Source organism: Pseudanabaena sp. Chao 1811, assembly GCF_027942295.1.
Taxonomy (GTDB): Bacteria; Cyanobacteriota; Cyanobacteriia; order Pseudanabaenales; family Pseudanabaenaceae; genus Pseudanabaena.
Genome location: NZ_CP101416.1, coordinates 4,334,510 through 4,349,156 on the forward strand (window position 1 = coordinate 4,334,510; position 14,647 = coordinate 4,349,156).

17 protein-coding genes are annotated in these 14,647 nt (G+C 42.6%); 7 read left to right on the forward strand and 10 right to left on the reverse strand.

What is annotated here, in order from left to right:
- Positions 1–549: 549 nt before the first annotated feature.
- Positions 550–834 carry a DUF427 domain-containing protein gene (locus NMG48_RS19750; protein ID WP_271253119.1) on the forward strand — a complete coding sequence of 95 codons (285 nt, stop codon included), beginning with the start codon at positions 550–552 and terminating at the stop codon, positions 832–834.
- 38 nt (positions 835–872) lie between these two features.
- Here the strand turns inward: NMG48_RS19750 and NMG48_RS19755 are convergent, their stop codons facing one another.
- The 3 genes from NMG48_RS19755 to NMG48_RS19765 all read right to left on the reverse strand — a co-directional run bounded on the left by NMG48_RS19755 (position 873) and on the right by NMG48_RS19765 (position 3,548).
- On the reverse strand, positions 873–2,579 hold the full coding sequence (locus NMG48_RS19755; RefSeq protein WP_271253120.1) for a GspE/PulE family protein: 1,707 nt from the start codon (positions 2,577–2,579) through the stop codon (positions 873–875).
- 111 nt (positions 2,580–2,690) lie between these two features.
- A complete protein-coding gene (locus NMG48_RS19760; RefSeq protein WP_126386924.1) occupies positions 2,691–2,879 on the reverse strand; it encodes a PCP reductase family protein in 189 nt (62 codons plus the stop codon).
- A 117-nt stretch (positions 2,880–2,996) separates the two neighbouring features.
- A complete protein-coding gene (locus NMG48_RS19765; RefSeq protein ID WP_271253121.1) occupies positions 2,997–3,548 on the reverse strand; it encodes a PadR family transcriptional regulator in 552 nt (183 codons plus the stop codon).
- A 219-nt stretch (positions 3,549–3,767) separates the two neighbouring features.
- On the opposite strand from NMG48_RS19765, the gene NMG48_RS19770 reads away from it, so the two are divergent.
- The 5 genes from NMG48_RS19770 to NMG48_RS19790 all read left to right on the forward strand — a co-directional run bounded on the left by NMG48_RS19770 (position 3,768) and on the right by NMG48_RS19790 (position 7,961).
- Positions 3,768–4,784 (forward strand): NAD-dependent epimerase/dehydratase family protein, encoded by a 1,017-nt coding sequence (locus NMG48_RS19770; RefSeq protein ID WP_271253122.1) that lies wholly within the window; start codon positions 3,768–3,770, stop codon positions 4,782–4,784.
- A 32-nt stretch (positions 4,785–4,816) separates the two neighbouring features.
- On the forward strand, positions 4,817–5,275 hold the full coding sequence (locus NMG48_RS19775) for a cupin domain-containing protein (RefSeq protein WP_271253123.1): 459 nt from the start codon (positions 4,817–4,819) through the stop codon (positions 5,273–5,275).
- 70 nt (positions 5,276–5,345) lie between these two features.
- Positions 5,346–5,858 (forward strand): DUF4188 domain-containing protein, encoded by a 513-nt coding sequence (locus NMG48_RS19780; protein WP_271253124.1) that lies wholly within the window; start codon positions 5,346–5,348, stop codon positions 5,856–5,858.
- 33 nt (positions 5,859–5,891) lie between these two features.
- Complete coding sequence (locus NMG48_RS19785) at positions 5,892–7,313, forward strand: carotenoid oxygenase family protein (protein WP_271253125.1); 1,422 nt, start codon at positions 5,892–5,894, stop codon at positions 7,311–7,313.
- A 48-nt stretch (positions 7,314–7,361) separates the two neighbouring features.
- Positions 7,362–7,961 (forward strand): hypothetical protein, encoded by a 600-nt coding sequence (locus tag NMG48_RS19790; RefSeq protein WP_271253126.1) that lies wholly within the window; start codon positions 7,362–7,364, stop codon positions 7,959–7,961.
- 9 nt (positions 7,962–7,970) lie between these two features.
- On the opposite strand, the gene NMG48_RS19795 is transcribed toward NMG48_RS19790, so the two are convergent.
- Complete coding sequence (locus tag NMG48_RS19795) at positions 7,971–8,126, reverse strand: hypothetical protein (protein WP_271253127.1); 156 nt, start codon at positions 8,124–8,126, stop codon at positions 7,971–7,973.
- 57 nt (positions 8,127–8,183) lie between these two features.
- Here NMG48_RS19795 and NMG48_RS19800 point away from each other — a divergent pair, with 57 nt between their 5' ends.
- Entirely contained in the window at positions 8,184–8,603 is a 420-nt protein-coding gene (locus NMG48_RS19800; RefSeq protein ID WP_169361773.1) for a helix-turn-helix domain-containing protein, read from the forward strand.
- A gap of 43 nt (positions 8,604–8,646) precedes the next feature.
- On the opposite strand, the gene NMG48_RS19805 is transcribed toward NMG48_RS19800, so the two are convergent.
- The 6 genes from NMG48_RS19805 to NMG48_RS19830 all read right to left on the reverse strand — a co-directional run bounded on the left by NMG48_RS19805 (position 8,647) and on the right by NMG48_RS19830 (position 14,568).
- Positions 8,647–9,477 carry a HEAT repeat domain-containing protein gene (locus NMG48_RS19805; RefSeq protein WP_271253128.1) on the reverse strand — a complete coding sequence of 277 codons (831 nt, stop codon included), beginning with the start codon at positions 9,475–9,477 and terminating at the stop codon, positions 8,647–8,649.
- Positions 9,478–9,535: 58 nt separating this feature from the next.
- Positions 9,536–10,351 (reverse strand): HEAT repeat domain-containing protein, encoded by an 816-nt coding sequence (locus NMG48_RS19810; protein ID WP_271253129.1) that lies wholly within the window; start codon positions 10,349–10,351, stop codon positions 9,536–9,538.
- A 203-nt stretch (positions 10,352–10,554) separates the two neighbouring features.
- Entirely contained in the window at positions 10,555–11,046 is a 492-nt protein-coding gene (gene cpcA, locus NMG48_RS19815) for a phycocyanin subunit alpha (RefSeq protein ID WP_126386933.1), read from the reverse strand.
- Between the two features lie 49 nt (positions 11,047–11,095).
- Positions 11,096–11,617, reverse strand: a complete 522-nt coding sequence (locus NMG48_RS19820) for a phycocyanin subunit beta (RefSeq protein ID WP_126386934.1) — start codon at positions 11,615–11,617, stop codon at positions 11,096–11,098.
- A gap of 540 nt (positions 11,618–12,157) precedes the next feature.
- Positions 12,158–13,072 carry a glycine--tRNA ligase subunit alpha gene (gene glyQ, locus NMG48_RS19825; protein WP_126386935.1) on the reverse strand — a complete coding sequence of 305 codons (915 nt, stop codon included), beginning with the start codon at positions 13,070–13,072 and terminating at the stop codon, positions 12,158–12,160.
- Positions 13,073–13,269: 197 nt separating this feature from the next.
- Entirely contained in the window at positions 13,270–14,568 is a 1,299-nt protein-coding gene (locus NMG48_RS19830; RefSeq protein ID WP_271253130.1) for an aldehyde dehydrogenase family protein, read from the reverse strand.
- Positions 14,569–14,647 lie beyond the last annotated feature (79 nt).

Sequence of the window (14,647 nt, forward strand, 5' to 3'; positions counted from 1 at the left end):
ATGATGAGTTTATAAAAAGCTTACATTTTGATTGTAGATTTTACAACTATCTATTAACTTATCACTTATTTCTAATTACATGGAATGATTTATAAAAACTGTAATTTTAGATATTATGTGGGAGATACTTAAACAAAAACAAACAAAAATTTGTTTTAAACTTGTTTTTAACTAAGCTGCAAGACAAATATATTGCAATCCTAAACGGTTTATGAAAATCTGCACCGAAGCTGAAGGGGTTTATGGAAGAGTGAGCCTTAGGGTTAACCATTTAGGCTTACTGTAGGAATGTATTGGGTATTAAGTTATTAGGGAGTTGCAAAAGTCTAAGCCTCTTAATTCAATGTTATAGCGATAATTCCCATTTTTTGTTGTTTATAGATCTCATAAATCATTGTCAATCGCTATGTAGAAATCCTAAATGGTTTATGGAAGCGCACTCCAAAGTGGGTGCGCTTCCATAAACCCAAAAATCTATAAATGATTTAGGATTGCTATATACCAGCTATTACAATAGCAAATGAAGTGATTTTTAAGATCTTAAAATATATGCCAAAAGCTATTTGGAATGGTGCTGTCCTTGCGGAGAGCGATCGCTGCGAAGTGGTGGAGGGAAATCAGTACTTTCCTGCGGATTCACTAAATATGGAATATTTCAAGCCCAGCAACACCCATACAACTTGTGGTTGGAAAGGTGTGGCAAGCTATTACAGCATCGAAGTTAATGGCGAAACCAACAAGGATGCTGCTTGGTATTATCCTGACCCAAAGGATGCGGCTAAACAGATTAAAGGGCATATAGCTTTTTGGCGAGGTGTAAAAGTTCAGGCATAAAAAGCATAAAAGCAAACTACGCTTAATGTAGTTTGCTTTTATACGTTAATAGCTTTGATATGGGCTTGACGTGAAATAGGCGAATTAACTCGATGCAAGGCACTGCGCGGTAATACTCGTAAAACTTCTTCACTGGTGGTAATTCCAGCATTGAGTTTATCGATCGCAGCCTTTCGGAAAGAATTAAAATCAATTTCATTAAGATAACGATTCATTTGGGTAATTGTACCTTCATAAATCATGTGGCGAAAGGCATCATCAATATCGATGAGTTCCACCACTGCTTCCCGCCCAATGTAACCTGTGAAAAAGCATTTTTTACAGCCCTTGCCTTTACGCCACTGTGTGGGATTAAGATCTTCGCGTTCCAGCCTTAGGGCTTGCAATTCCGAGGTTTGTGGATGATGGGTAACTGAGCAGTAGGGGCAGTTTTTACGGACAAGACGTTGAGCGACTACACCTAGTAGGGCATCACTAATTAATCCAGGATCAGGTCCTAAATCCTTAAGGCGGGGGATCGCACTAGCCGCATCATTGGTGTGCATGGTCGAGAGAACTAAGTGACCTGTTAGAGCAGCTCGGACAACGGTTTCCGCTGTTTCAGGATCGCGGACTTCACCGACCATGACAATATCGGGATCTTGTCTGAGGATTGCGCGTAGTCCTGCGGCAAAGGTCATGCCTGCGGGTTCACAAACCTGTGTTTGCGTAATATTCGGCAAAATATATTCAACGGGATCTTCCACGGTGATCACATTGACGTGTTCTTGGGCGATCGCTTGCAAGCTGGTATACAGAGTACTGGTTTTGCCCGATCCCGTTGGTCCCGTCATGATGATGAGTCCTTGAGGTTGCCGTAACCAACTGTCATAAATTTTCAGAGTGCGATCGCTAAAGCCTAAAGATTCCAAATGATTAGAAAAAGGGTTATCACGAGGTAATAGGCGAATTACCGCTTTTTCACCACAGACGCAGGGCAAGGTACTCACCCGCATATCGAGATTGAGATTGAGATTTTCATCGCTGGTATATTCTTTGCCAATGCGTCCATCTTGCGGGCGACGACTATCGGCAATATCCATATTGGACATTACCTTGAGGGCGACAATAATTTTACGGCTGATTTCAAGGGGCAAGGTTTTGATATCGCGCAAAATGCCGTCAATACGATAACGTACCCGTAAGCCTGTGGGGGTTGGCTCTAGGTGGATGTCACTGGCGCGATGTTGTAAGGCGATCGAAATTAGGGCATTAATGCGTCGAGTCTGATCGACCGCTTGGGATAGGTATAAATCGGTAACTTCACCAATATCAACTTGTTCGGTTTCACCTGTGAGGGGATTGATCGGTTGTGCTGAGTGAATCTGATTAGGATTAGGAATATTTTGGCGACGAAACCATGTGCGATAACTGTCGGCTGAAATCCTGAGGACTTTAATTTCCGTTAACGTGCGATCGCTAATTAGCTTGATCTGTTCGTGACTGATATTGTTGGGGCTACCGATATAAAAACAATTGCGCCATAGCAATAATGGGATTACAGGCGGCAAAATGCTGCGATCTTCAAATTCGCGAAAAAATCGATGATTTAAATCTTGATCTAACCAATCTAGATGGACGTTGCCATGAATATCAATTAGAAATTGCAAAGCCTCTTCACAGGAGGTAATGTTGCCATGACGCAACCTTTTCCAAACTGATTCCCCTACGGATTGCCCCACTAATTGCCCTATTATCTGACTCATTCCCGTTAGCCCATCGTAGAACTTGCCAATATACTATCAGCAAATCAAAGCAGTGCTTTGCCATCTCTCTAAACAGCAAAAGGACAAAGCACTGCTTTGTCCTTTTGCTGTTTACTTCATCTCGTTATATTTTTTGTTGAACTGTTTCTTAGCCTGTTCATAAACCTCAAGTGTAATCTGCTGAAAGTTGTTATCTTGAGCGTATTTTTCAATCTTTTTAAAAGCAAAAGGTCTCACAAAAAATGGGATATCCTTGAGTTTCGCTTCAGCTTCGGCAGTCCATGTAATCTTTTCACTCATTGATTTTTATTTATATTTCAGTTAGATTTTTGGGTGGAGTACTTAATACTTTACAAATTTTAAAGCGTTGTCTGGCTTAATGTAGTGTCTTCCCGCCGAAGGCGGGAAGACACTACATTAAGCTTCGACCTCATGCCAAGTTTCTAAAAGCTCTAACGCTTCATTACACCAATCAATCCAGCCTTGCTCAAAGTTAATGCCTCGGCGCAAGGTCAAATAGGCGAAACGATATTCTCTCTGGCAGTCTTGGGGTGAGCTAAAAAAATTACGCTCGATCGCTTGATAAATTTCCAATTGTTGTTGATGCAGTTGGCGATGATCTTTGATTTTTTGGATGGTTGCTTCTTCAGGAATTAAATAACCTGCATAGATCTTAAGCAAAAACTCATCTTTGCTCGGTGCAATATCGCTAGCTTGGAGAAGCCATGTTTTCAAGTGGGACAAGCCTAAACTTGTCACTGAAAAAACTTTTTTATCGGGTCTGCCCTCTTGGGCGATCTCTTCGGCTGCAATCCAGCTTTGTTGTTCTAGTTTGGTTAGCTCTCGATAAATCTGTTGGTGGGTAGCTTGCCAAAAAAATCCTACCGAGCCATCAAATTGTTTAGCGAGGTCATAACCACTTTTTGGTTCTTGAATTAGTGAGACTAACAGAGCGTAAGCAAGAGACATACTTTTGTAACTATCAAGAAGATTTTGAGTAAGTAGCTAGACCTGCGGCGCAGGTCTAGCTACTTAGTAATTTTTTCTTGGTTTTATGTAATTAGGGTTGACATATGCACTTAGTTGAGTATACATTATTTCGTATATTCAACTAAGTGCATATTAACTTGTTTGAATAGAGCCTAGCTTTTATCCAAACAACTCACCACGTTACAGGAGACTAAAATCATGAATGCTTCTCAGGACGGACTTCACGTTATTTTTGGTACAGGGGCATTGGGCATGGCGATCGCCAAACAACTACTTGCCCAAGGTAAAAGGGTGCGAATGGTCAACCGTAGTAATCGAGTCAAGCTGCCTCAAGAAGTGGAATTGATAGTGGGCAATGCCGCTGATCCACATTTCTCTGAAACTGTTTGTCAAGGTGCATCGGTGATCTATCACTGTGCAGGGACAAAGTACAACTTCAAAATTTGGCAACAGGAATTTCCTCCTTTGCAACAGGGCATTCTCGCAGGGGCGATCGCTAGTGGTGCGAAGTTAATCTATGGCGATAGTCTTTATGGCTATGGCAAAGTCAATGCACCTATGCGCGAAGATATGCCCTATGCCGCGCAAACCAACAAAGGCAAAATGCGGGCAGCCCTTGCCGAAACCGTCATGGATGCCCATCGCACAGGCAAAGCACAAGTAGCGATCGCAAGAGGCTCTGATTTTTATGGTGAAGGTGTTCTTGGTTCCGTCTTTGGCGATCGCGTATTTATTCCTGCCATTCAAGGCAAGACTGCGGAGGCGATCGGTAACTTAGATTTGCCCCACAGCTATACCTACATCGGTGATTTTGCCAAGGCGATGATTATTCTTGGTGAACGGGAAGAAGCGATCGGTCAGGTCTGGCATGTTCCCAATGCGCCCACGATCACCACAAGAGCAATGCTGAATATTCTCTTTGAGGAATTAGGATTACCCGCCAAGATGAATGGCATGGGCAAAATGATGCTGCGGATTGGTGGAGTCTTCATTCCTGAAGCCGCCGAAACCATCGAAATGTTCTATCAATTTGAGAATCCATTTATCGTGGATAGCTCTAAATTCGTCAAAGCCTTTGGTGATATCGCTACTCCCCATCGCGAAGCCATTCGCAATACAATTGCATGGTATCAGCAATATTTACAAACACAAGCTGAACTAGAGCAAGTAAAAAGCGAAGTTCGCAAGTCTGTTCAGAAAGTTGCTGCAACCTAGAGCAAATTCCAGCCAGTTCTCATCACAAATCTATGACTATCATCGATCCTAGCCAAGTTCCTAGTCGCACAGGTTCTAACTATCCAGATTGTTTTAAGCCAGTAGTAGCGGGACGTGAAAAGAAACGCCTCGGCGATGCCGCAGGAATCAAAAACTTCGGAGTGAACTTGACCACCCTTGCACCGCAATCTCTTTCTGCACTCCGCCATTGGCATACCAAACAAGATGAATTTATCTATGTCCTATCGGGAGAATTGACCCTGATTACCGATGCAGGCGAATCGATTTTAAAGTCAGGTCAAGCAGCAGGATTCCCTGCGGGTGAGGCGAATGGGCATTGTCTCTATAACCATACTAACGAGATCGCAACCTATCTCGAAATCGGCGATCGCACTCCCAATGACTCAGGAAATTATCCCGATGACGATCTTGTTGCTATTGCGACTGAACAAGGCTGGCAATTTACCCATAAAGATGGAACATCTTACTGAGCATCAATATGCTCCCGTTCCCAATCTAGCAGGTGTCTAAAATATTCCGACTAAACCAAAAGTAAAAATTATGTCACAGGTATTTTCTGGACGGTTTACAGCTCAAACTAATGAGCCATTCGTAGTTTTTTTGATTGGGATGAGAGTAAATAAATTCTGGTCTTTATCAAAATGGATACCAGTCGCAACAGCCATGACTCCAATGCTCCAAACCTTATATAAAAATCCTGAAAAAGGATTTTTAGGAGGAGAAACTTTCTATCGATTTTCACCCACAACTACACTTTTATTGTCTTACTGGCGCTCCTTTGAAGATCTAGAAAGCTTTGCCAGAAATCCATCTGAACCGCACCTTGAAGCATGGAAAAAGTTCAATCAAGCTGTCGGTAATGACGGTAGTGTCGGTATATGGCATGAAACCTATTTGGTAGATGCAGGAAAATATGAAGCAGTTTATAACAATATGCCCAAATTTGGATTGGCGGCGGCTACTGAGCATGTCCCTGCTATAGGCAGAAAAGAAACTGCCCGTCGGCGTTTAGGTGGTGACAATGACCCCGCAGTTCCATCACCTCAAAACTAAAATTTACGATCCTAATCTTTTACGGCAATAATCATGACTACAACTGTTCAAAGACAATCATCTTGGGCAAAGGCGATCGCTAAACCAGCGACCGAGTTTCCTCTCACCCAACTCTCAATTGTTTCTGGCAAAATACCTGACAATCTTAAAGGTTCTCTCTATCGTAATGGTCCTGCTCGACTAGAACGTGGCGGAATGCAAGTAGGACATTGGTTTGATGGTGATGGCGCAATTCTTGCCGTGCATTTTGCAGAAGGGCAAGCCCGTGCCACCTATCGCTATGTGCAAACGGAAGGATATCTCGAAGAAGAAAAAGCCGACAAACTGATTTATGGTAATTATGGAATGACGGCTACAGGCTCATGGTGGCAGCGTTTCGGGAAAACATCAAAGAATGTGGCTAATACTTCTGTTATCGCTTTACCTGACAAACTCCTTGCTCTATGGGAAGGTGGCTTACCCCATGCGCTCGATTTGGAAACTTTAGAAACCTATGGCTTAGAAAATCTGGAAGGATTGGATCATAAGCGCTCCTATTCAGCACACCCTAAGCGAGATTCCCAGACTGGCGAGATCTTTAACTTTGGCGTTTCCTACGGCAAAAATGCGACGTTAAATCTTTATCGCAGCGATCGCAATGGCAAGCTTATCAAAAAGAATCAAGCAGCATTGCAAGGTTTGCCAATGATTCATGACTTTGTATTAGCAGGCGATTACCTGATTTTCTGTGTACCGCCATTGCGGATGAATCCCTTTCCTATCTTGCTGAATCTCCAAAGTTATAGCGATTCTCTAGCATGGAAGCCTCAAGAGGTTACAGAAATCTTGGTATTTGATCGCCATAATCTCGAACTGGTTAGTCGCAATATTGCTGAGCCTTGGTTTCAGTGGCATTTTGGTAATGGCTATAGCGATCGAGATGACAATCTAGTATTTGATCTCATCCGTTATTCTGACTTTGCCACCAATCAATTTTTAAAGGAAGTTGCTACGGGTAAAATCAAAACGCCAGCCAAGGGAACTCTCTGGCAAATACGCCTCAATCCTCAAACAGGTTCATTGATCGAATCCGCAGAATTAATAGAACGCAGTTGCGAATTTCCTATTGTTGCCCCTGATCAAGTTGGTAAAAATTCTCGCTATACCTATCTATCTGTCCGCCATTCTGAAGATCAACAAACAGAATTATTTGATGCGATCGCCCGTTACGATTACCAAACCAATACTGTAACTGAAGCTGATCTAGGTACAAATCGCTATCCAATGGAGCCATTGTTTGCCCCTGATCCCACCAATCCTGACAAAGGTTATATCATTACCGTCGTCTTTGATGGTGATCGCGAATGTTCTGAAGTGTGGATTTTTGATAGCGATCGCTTAGATGCTGAACCTGTTTGTCGCCTTGCCCTACCAAGCATCGTACCAATGGGATTTCACGGCACTTGGCGATCGTAAAATAAAGGGAGTACGACGTACTCCCTTTATTACTCCATAATTTAAGATATGAAAATTTTGCAGGCTGATGCCAACTATACTTTTCGTTCTTATTTTGAGCTATCCAATGATACGGATGAGATTTTGGCTGAGTTTGATTACAAACTTGTCAAAAAACGTTTGCAACTGCCAAGAACTAGTCGCCAATTATCAGGACTGTCAGAACTCAAACAGAACCTTGAAAATGTACTTCCCTATGTGCCATTAACTAGCGAAACTGCAAGGCGAGAAATTTTGGTAGCTCCTGTGTTAAGTAAAGTTGCCATGATTTGTCAGCAGATCCTGAGAATTGAATATCCTGTGAGGGTTAGTAATCTTCTGCAAGGGAATCTGGATTACTTAATTCGATCTATCCATAGTCTCATTGTTGTTGAAGCAAAACGGGATGATTTGACTCGTGGTTTTACTCAGTTAGCAGTTGAAGCGATCGCCTTATCGATGTTAGATGATGCGCCAGATCGACTCTATGGTGCGGTTACTATTGGTAATTTATGGATATTTGGGATTTTAGATGTTACTTCTCGAACTATATTTCAAGATATTGGTTCCTATACCTTGCCTGATGATTTAGAAGATTTAATTAGCATTTTGGTAGGAATTCTAGAATGAGCAAGGATCTTAAGCCCCCTTGGTTGTCTTATGGCAATGTCTATCACTAGAGATTTTTTGAAAGTATTGCAAAGCAACACTTTCAAAAAATCTCTTAGTTTGGTTTTGGGCGCAAAGCGCTGTAACAGTTAAGGCGATCGCTATAATTGGTATAAGATCATCCATTGATGTTAGATTAACTTTCTATTTGAAGATCTGACCAAGTTTTCGATATTACTAAAGATGCCACCAAGGTTACAGGTTAAAACTGAAGATTGCTCACCCCTAGGACTATATGTTCTCCAATATTTAGAAGAACAAGACATTAGCATGAACCATCTTGCAGAATTGGCTGGTGTACCCCAACCAAGGCTTCGTGGTGCTTGTTTTAAAGGAACATGCCCCACACCTGAAACCCTAAGAAAGTTGGCAAAAATTATGGGCAAGCATCATTTAGAGCTGTATACATTGGCATATCAGGGCAGGATTGAACAGGTTCCTGAAGATGTTGATGATAATTTGTTAGATATCTTAATTAGGCAAATGCTAGAAACCGCTCGTGAGTTAAATTTAGCTATGCCCAAAATTCAACCATCAAAAGCAAAAATCCGTAAGGCTTTAATAGAATTGGGGTTTAGGGAAAAGCGCGAAGAGATATCTTAAATCTTGAAGATGCAAGGCACAGTAAAGATTAAGCAGTAAAGATTTAAGGTTGATCTTTTCCGATCGTCGCTGCTAGTTTCTGAAACCGACGCGGATCTCCCTCCTCTAAGTTCTCCGCTCTCTCTTGACGCTTAATTTCATAGAGTTTGTTAAGAATATCCTGCCAATCATCGGGAGTTAAAGGAGATTTCTTAGCTTCAGATTCTTCTAAATTGATAGATGTATGTGACTCTGGTTGAATATTGTGCTGAATATTTTTTAAGGCAAGCCACACACGAGCACGCACTGCTAAGGTTGGCTCATTATTTGCCATTTGCTCAAGTTGCGATTGAATCTCCGATCGCCAATGCGGATAGGTATCAGCGATCGTTATTGCCAAAGCCTGTAAACCCACAACCGCCGCATAGCGTACTACCCATTCGTCATCCTGATGCGCGACAAATAGTAATGCTTCCAACGCTTCCTCTTGAGCAATTTCACGAAGTTCATCAGGAAACCAATGCCACTTCATTAAACCCAAACCCTTAACCGCCGCACGACGCACACTAAACGCAAAGTCCGCAGTTGCCACACCCAGCAAAGTTACCAATCCTCGCGGATCACCAATCCCTGCTAAAGCACGAATTGCCCACGATCGCGCTGTGTAGTTGTGCATATCCAGAAGTTCCAATAATGCAGGAACTGCTGGATCGCCTAGCAAAATCAGTCCATCCACAGCAGCAACAGCAGCTCCGGGGTTATTGTAGCTAAGTGCCTCAATCAAGGTAGGAATAGCTCCTTCTAACCGAGCATTCGCTAGATTTTGGACTGCTTCAAGTAGTCGTCTAGAAGAATCTGCTTCTTCTACGGCCTGAATGAGTTGAGAAAGAGACATATATCAGTAAAGTAGAGAAGGCAAGCAAAGTAAAGGATAGCTTTGTAGTTTCTCTACTTTACAATAAATCATCCATCAGTGCCATGACCCTAACTGCACCTGCGGTCAGATCAGGAGGTGTAGCAAGTGGTATTTGTTTTTCTAATACACCTTTAAGAGAAATTAATTTGAGGCTATTTTCTGCCATTGTGTTGCTAATTGCTTCCGCCGCTCCCAAATAACCGATTGCACCTAAATCGGAAAGAACAGTTCGCCGCAATTGTAAATCATTGTTGCTTAAGGCATTAATCAGAATATTGCCGTACTGAGCTGCGGTTTCAGGATCGGACGAAAGCTGATACATGGCACGAGCCGCCGCATACTTCACTCTAGGAATGGGATGTTCCAAAAATGGCAAGATCTGCGGAATTGTTTCCACTGCCCCCAAAGTTCCTAAAGCTTCGAGAATTGCGTCAAAAGGTTGCTCACTTTCTAAACCCGATATTTCTGATGTTATCGGTGTACTGAGCATTTCCAATAATTTGGGAACACAGGCTATATCACCAAGCATTTCTAGAGATTGAGCTGCCGCCTCACGTACATAAAAATCCTTACAGTCTAATGAGCGAATTAATGCCGAGACAGCACTGCGATCGCCAAGCTTTCCTAAAGCTCTAGCAGCATTACGTCGCAATGGATAACCACCTGCATCAGTGCGATCGGCTTCATCATCTAGAGCATTAATTAAAAGAGCGATCGCTCTAGAATCCTTTACTCGAAATCGTCCGAGCCACCATGCCGCATAGATCCGTAATCCTAAATCTTCGCATTGTAAATTAATAAGTGCCTGTTCTAAGGTCAACTGATTATCGTCTGGAAGTTCGGATTCACTCATCGTTTTGTCACTAAGAAATTTTTAAGATTCCATTTTGCTGTGGTCAAAATGGAAATTCACATAAAGCATTTTACAATCAAACAAACCCTCATTTTATAGCCTTTCTCTTTTGGAAAGTATTGTCTTGCAATACTTTCCAACTAAAAAAGACACCCCCTAAGGAGTGCCTTTTTTTAATCCGAAGAATCTAATTAAAGATCAAACTAGATCAATGCGTTGATAGCATAATCGAGGTAGGAGTTTGCTTCGGAAGCAGCGTCACCGCTCAAACCGTGGTTAGCCTTGATGTACTTCAAAGCTTCAACGTACCAGCTAGGAGACAATTCAAAAGTACGGTTGATTTCAGCCAAGCCACTGATGAGGTAGTCATCAAGAGGACCTGTACCACCAACAACCAACGCATAGGTTACGATGCGGAGGTAGTAGCCGATGTCTCTGGCGCACTTGTCCTTGCCAGTTTGGCTAGAAGCATAGTTAGAACCAGGAGTATTGGTGGTGTAAGGGAACTTTTGGTAAACAGCATTAGCTGCACCTGCTACCAATGAATCAGCCTTTTCGGTCAAAGCTCTAGCTGCTGCTAGACCAGAACCTGCTTGGCGGAAACGACCAAAAGCAACTTGCAATTCACTAGCGCTGAGGAAACGACCTTGAGAATCAGCTGTAGCTAGAGCTTCGGTTAAAGGGGTTTTTGACATGACTTACAATATCTCCAAATAAATTTTTTAAACAATCAAAAGATGCAAACTAAGCAACTGCTGCTGCTGCTCTGTCGAAATAGCTGCCGAGTTCAGCAATCAGGCTGCTGCAATCACCACGGGTAATGCCATTAGGATCGTTAGCGATTGCGATCGCTGCTTCTTTCATCTTTTGAACGCCAACTGCAACGGATGCACCAGGAGTACCAAGAGCCAAGTAGGTTTCTCTCAAACCGTTCAAGCAACGATCATCCAAGATGCTGGAATCGCCAGCGAATACTGCGTAAGTTACATAGCGCAAAATGATTTCCATGTCGCGCAAGCAAGCAGCCATACGACGGTTGGTGTAAGCATTTCCACCAGGAGCGATCAATGCAGGTTGCTCAGCGAACAAAGCACGAGCAGCATTAGCAACGATTGTAGAAGAGCTACCGGTGATGCGGTTTACAACGTCAATACGCTTGCTGCCATCAGCAACGAGTGCATTCAAAGCATCTAGCTGAGAAGAGGTGAGGTATGCGCCACGTGAATCAGCTTGGGATACTACCTTGGCAAATGCATCTAATGTCATGTTACGTTTATCTCCAAATATGTTTAAGTGTCTTTATAAAGACTGAGATAGGCAGAGCCAATCAATTTTTTCTAAATCTAAGCAAATTCTAAAATCTAATTAATTTTTTAATTTAACTAAAAAGTCAGAATGAGCTAGAAAAAGTTTTTATTTTTAATTTAATATAGTCGTCTATCTCAACTTCACTCGCTCAAGATTTAACTTTCGCTCGTTTTGTTAGTTTTGATTTCCAACTTCTATGTTTATACTATGTCGTTGGATCGTTTTTTATTACAGATTGTCACGATTTATAACGGCTTGTTTCGGGCTTATAAATTTTAGTATCGAAAATTACAACTTCTTTAAAAAGAAAAAATTCCAAAAGTGTTGATTGACAAGGGCTTTGAGCTGTTTGGGAGTGTTAAGAAGGTTAAATATGATTTTTTTCTTGTGCATCGCATAAGCCAAATGGGTAGCCATATTGCTGCTTTTCTGTTCAGTTGGAACCATAAATACTGCTTTTCAAATAAAAGAAAGGAGACGCATCGCGTCTCCTTTCTTTTATTTGACTCCTTGTAACTCTGAGCCTAGGGGAAATCCTAGTGCCTCTCGCTGTGCGTAATAAAGCTTCGCCACCTGTCGAGCTAGGTTACGGATACGTCCGATATAGCGGGTACGCTCGGTTACAGAGATTACCCCTCGCGCATCCAACAGGTTAAAGGAATGGGAGCATTTCAATACGTAATCAAAAGCGGGTAATACTAGCTCGGATTCTAGTAAATGTCCTGCTTCTTTTTCGTATTGGAGGAATAGCTGAAACAATAGGTCAGAATCTTGGGGTTTACCGCCAAAATTGCCAAAGTTGTAGCCGCTATGCTCGACTTCACCTTGGTGATGTACTTGACCATATTTGATGTCACCTAATTCTGGGTGCGATCGCCACACAATGTCATACACCGAGTCCACACCTTGGAGATACATCACTAAGCGCTCTAAACCATAGGTGATTTCCGCAGAAACGGGGCGACAGTCTAGACCTCCAACCTGTTGGAAGTATGTGAACTGAGTAACTTCCATGCCATCTAGCCAGACTTCCCAACCCACACCCCATGCACCAAGGGTGGGTGATTCCCAGTCATCTTCGACGAATCGCACATCGTGATCGGCGGGATCGATACCAAGATATTTCAAACTATTTAGATATTGCTCTAGCACATCATCGGGAGATGGCTTGAGAATTACTTGAAATTGATAATAATGTTGCAAACGGTTAGGATTTTCGCCATAACGCCCATCGGTAGGACGGCGGCATGGTTCGACATAGGCAACGTTCCAAGGCTCAGGACCAATCGCTCTTAGGAAAGTATGCGGACTCATCGTTCCCGCACCCTTTTCAATGTCATAGGGTTGAGCAATCAAACATCCGCGATCGCTCCAATACTTTTGCAACGCCAAAATAACCGACTGAAAATCCATGCTTTACGGGGCAATAACACTCTAATTGTCTTAATCCTACCAGCGATCGCATCGACATGTTTGATAGAGGAATAGTCCTACATACTGTTCTTCTAAGTAGCTGGGTGCAATTAAATATAAAACCCCAAAACCCGTAGCGCACGCGCAGCGTGCGCTACGGGTTTTGGCTCTATTTTGTAATTATGCCTAGCTACTTATCAAGTTAACCAAGAACTTGTTAACACTTGCTTTGTCGTTGTCAAAGCATAAATATCGATCATCCCCGGATATCTGGATGCTCCTCGCGTTTTTAAGCTGGACATGCCCAAGGCGATTTTGACATTGCCATTTTCACCAACTTTGGCACAACGACTGAAACGACTATGGGCATTGACAAAAATCGTACTGCTATTAATGCGACTAACAAAGCGATCGCGTTCAGATAAGGAGTCAGTTAGTAACACATCAGCATGACCACTACTATATTGATTGATCCATGCGATCGCCTCTTCCGTATCCTGCACCACTTTAATGGCGATGGTTTCATCTAAATAAGATTGTCCCCAAACATCTTCAAGCTCAATTGCCTTATCTATCAGCGCTTGACTCGGTTTATCTGTTTCATCGCTATGGCTCTCTTCAAGGAACTGCCGAAAATAATTAGTTGCTCCTGCACAGCCCCTTACCACCAAACCTTGCTTCTTTAAACGAACAATCCACTCGCCTAAACCACGATCTAGCCATGACTGATGCACAACTACTTTCTCGATCGCATTGACAGCATCAGGCTCACCTTTACGACTATTTAAAATAATTTCCTTAGCAAAGTCGAGGTTGCCTGATGCCGATAAATATAGATAACAGTTACCCATCGCGATCGGTAAAGCGGAAACTGTAGCTTGCTTGCTCACCTGTTGTACAAAACTGGGGCGACCATAGGGAATTACTAACCGCAAATATTTTTCTTGGACAATTAGCTCCTTCATGGCAACCCCTTTAGGTACAGAGGTCATACATGCTTCAGGGAAACCCCTAGAGATGAAGACATCTTTAGCGATTGACGCGATCGCCTCTTGGGTATATGTACCTTCATTGCCACCCTTGAGGATGATCGTATTCCCCACCTTGAGACACATGCCTGCCGCAATCAAGCTCAACTGTGGAAAGCCCTCATACACAAAAGCCACCACTCCCAAAGGAACCCTTTGATAGCCATTAATGCCCACATGCAATGTTAGAGGATCAGGTAACCCAGAAAGTTGTCTTAGGCATTCGAGCGCATGATTAAGTCGTTCGGGTGTTAGTTTGAGCCACTCTAGTACTAACTCAGGTACAGCCATATCGCGACTCGCTTCCAAATCCAAGGTATTTGCTTCGAGGATCTCATTTTTGTGTTTCTTAATTGCTTCAGCAAGCTCTAGCAATAAACTATCGCGTTCCCTTGTAGGAATTTGCGCGAGTTGTAGTGCTGCGGCGTGGGATTTATAAATGAAGCCTGTAAGGTCTTCTGGTGACATATGGGTAATAATTACTTGCTAAAAGCCTGAGGATATTGCTTTATAAGAAAATTCAATGAATTTCACAGGAGCAAGCTGC

Coding starts and splice junctions, on each gene's coding strand:
- NMG48_RS19750 (WP_271253119.1), top strand. CDS start 550: ATGCCAAAAGCTATTTGGAATGGTGCTGTCCTTGCGGAGAGCGATCGC.
- NMG48_RS19755 (WP_271253120.1), bottom strand. CDS start 2,579: ATGAGTCAGATAATAGGGCAATTAGTGGGGCAATCCGTAGGGGAATCA.
- NMG48_RS19760 (WP_126386924.1), bottom strand. CDS start 2,879: ATGAGTGAAAAGATTACATGGACTGCCGAAGCTGAAGCGAAACTCAAG.
- NMG48_RS19765 (WP_271253121.1), bottom strand. CDS start 3,548: ATGTCTCTTGCTTACGCTCTGTTAGTCTCACTAATTCAAGAACCAAAA.
- NMG48_RS19770 (WP_271253122.1), top strand. CDS start 3,768: ATGAATGCTTCTCAGGACGGACTTCACGTTATTTTTGGTACAGGGGCA.
- NMG48_RS19775 (WP_271253123.1), top strand. CDS start 4,817: ATGACTATCATCGATCCTAGCCAAGTTCCTAGTCGCACAGGTTCTAAC.
- NMG48_RS19780 (WP_271253124.1), top strand. CDS start 5,346: ATGTCACAGGTATTTTCTGGACGGTTTACAGCTCAAACTAATGAGCCA.
- NMG48_RS19785 (WP_271253125.1), top strand. CDS start 5,892: ATGACTACAACTGTTCAAAGACAATCATCTTGGGCAAAGGCGATCGCT.
- NMG48_RS19790 (WP_271253126.1), top strand. CDS start 7,362: ATGAAAATTTTGCAGGCTGATGCCAACTATACTTTTCGTTCTTATTTT.
- NMG48_RS19795 (WP_271253127.1), bottom strand. CDS start 8,126: ATGGATGATCTTATACCAATTATAGCGATCGCCTTAACTGTTACAGCG.
- NMG48_RS19800 (WP_169361773.1), top strand. CDS start 8,184: ATGCCACCAAGGTTACAGGTTAAAACTGAAGATTGCTCACCCCTAGGA.
- NMG48_RS19805 (WP_271253128.1), bottom strand. CDS start 9,477: ATGTCTCTTTCTCAACTCATTCAGGCCGTAGAAGAAGCAGATTCTTCT.
- NMG48_RS19810 (WP_271253129.1), bottom strand. CDS start 10,351: ATGAGTGAATCCGAACTTCCAGACGATAATCAGTTGACCTTAGAACAG.
- cpcA (WP_126386933.1), bottom strand. CDS start 11,046: ATGTCAAAAACCCCTTTAACCGAAGCTCTAGCTACAGCTGATTCTCAA.
- NMG48_RS19820 (WP_126386934.1), bottom strand. CDS start 11,617: ATGACATTAGATGCATTTGCCAAGGTAGTATCCCAAGCTGATTCACGT.
- glyQ (WP_126386935.1), bottom strand. CDS start 13,072: ATGGATTTTCAGTCGGTTATTTTGGCGTTGCAAAAGTATTGGAGCGAT.
- NMG48_RS19830 (WP_271253130.1), bottom strand. CDS start 14,568: ATGTCACCAGAAGACCTTACAGGCTTCATTTATAAATCCCACGCCGCA.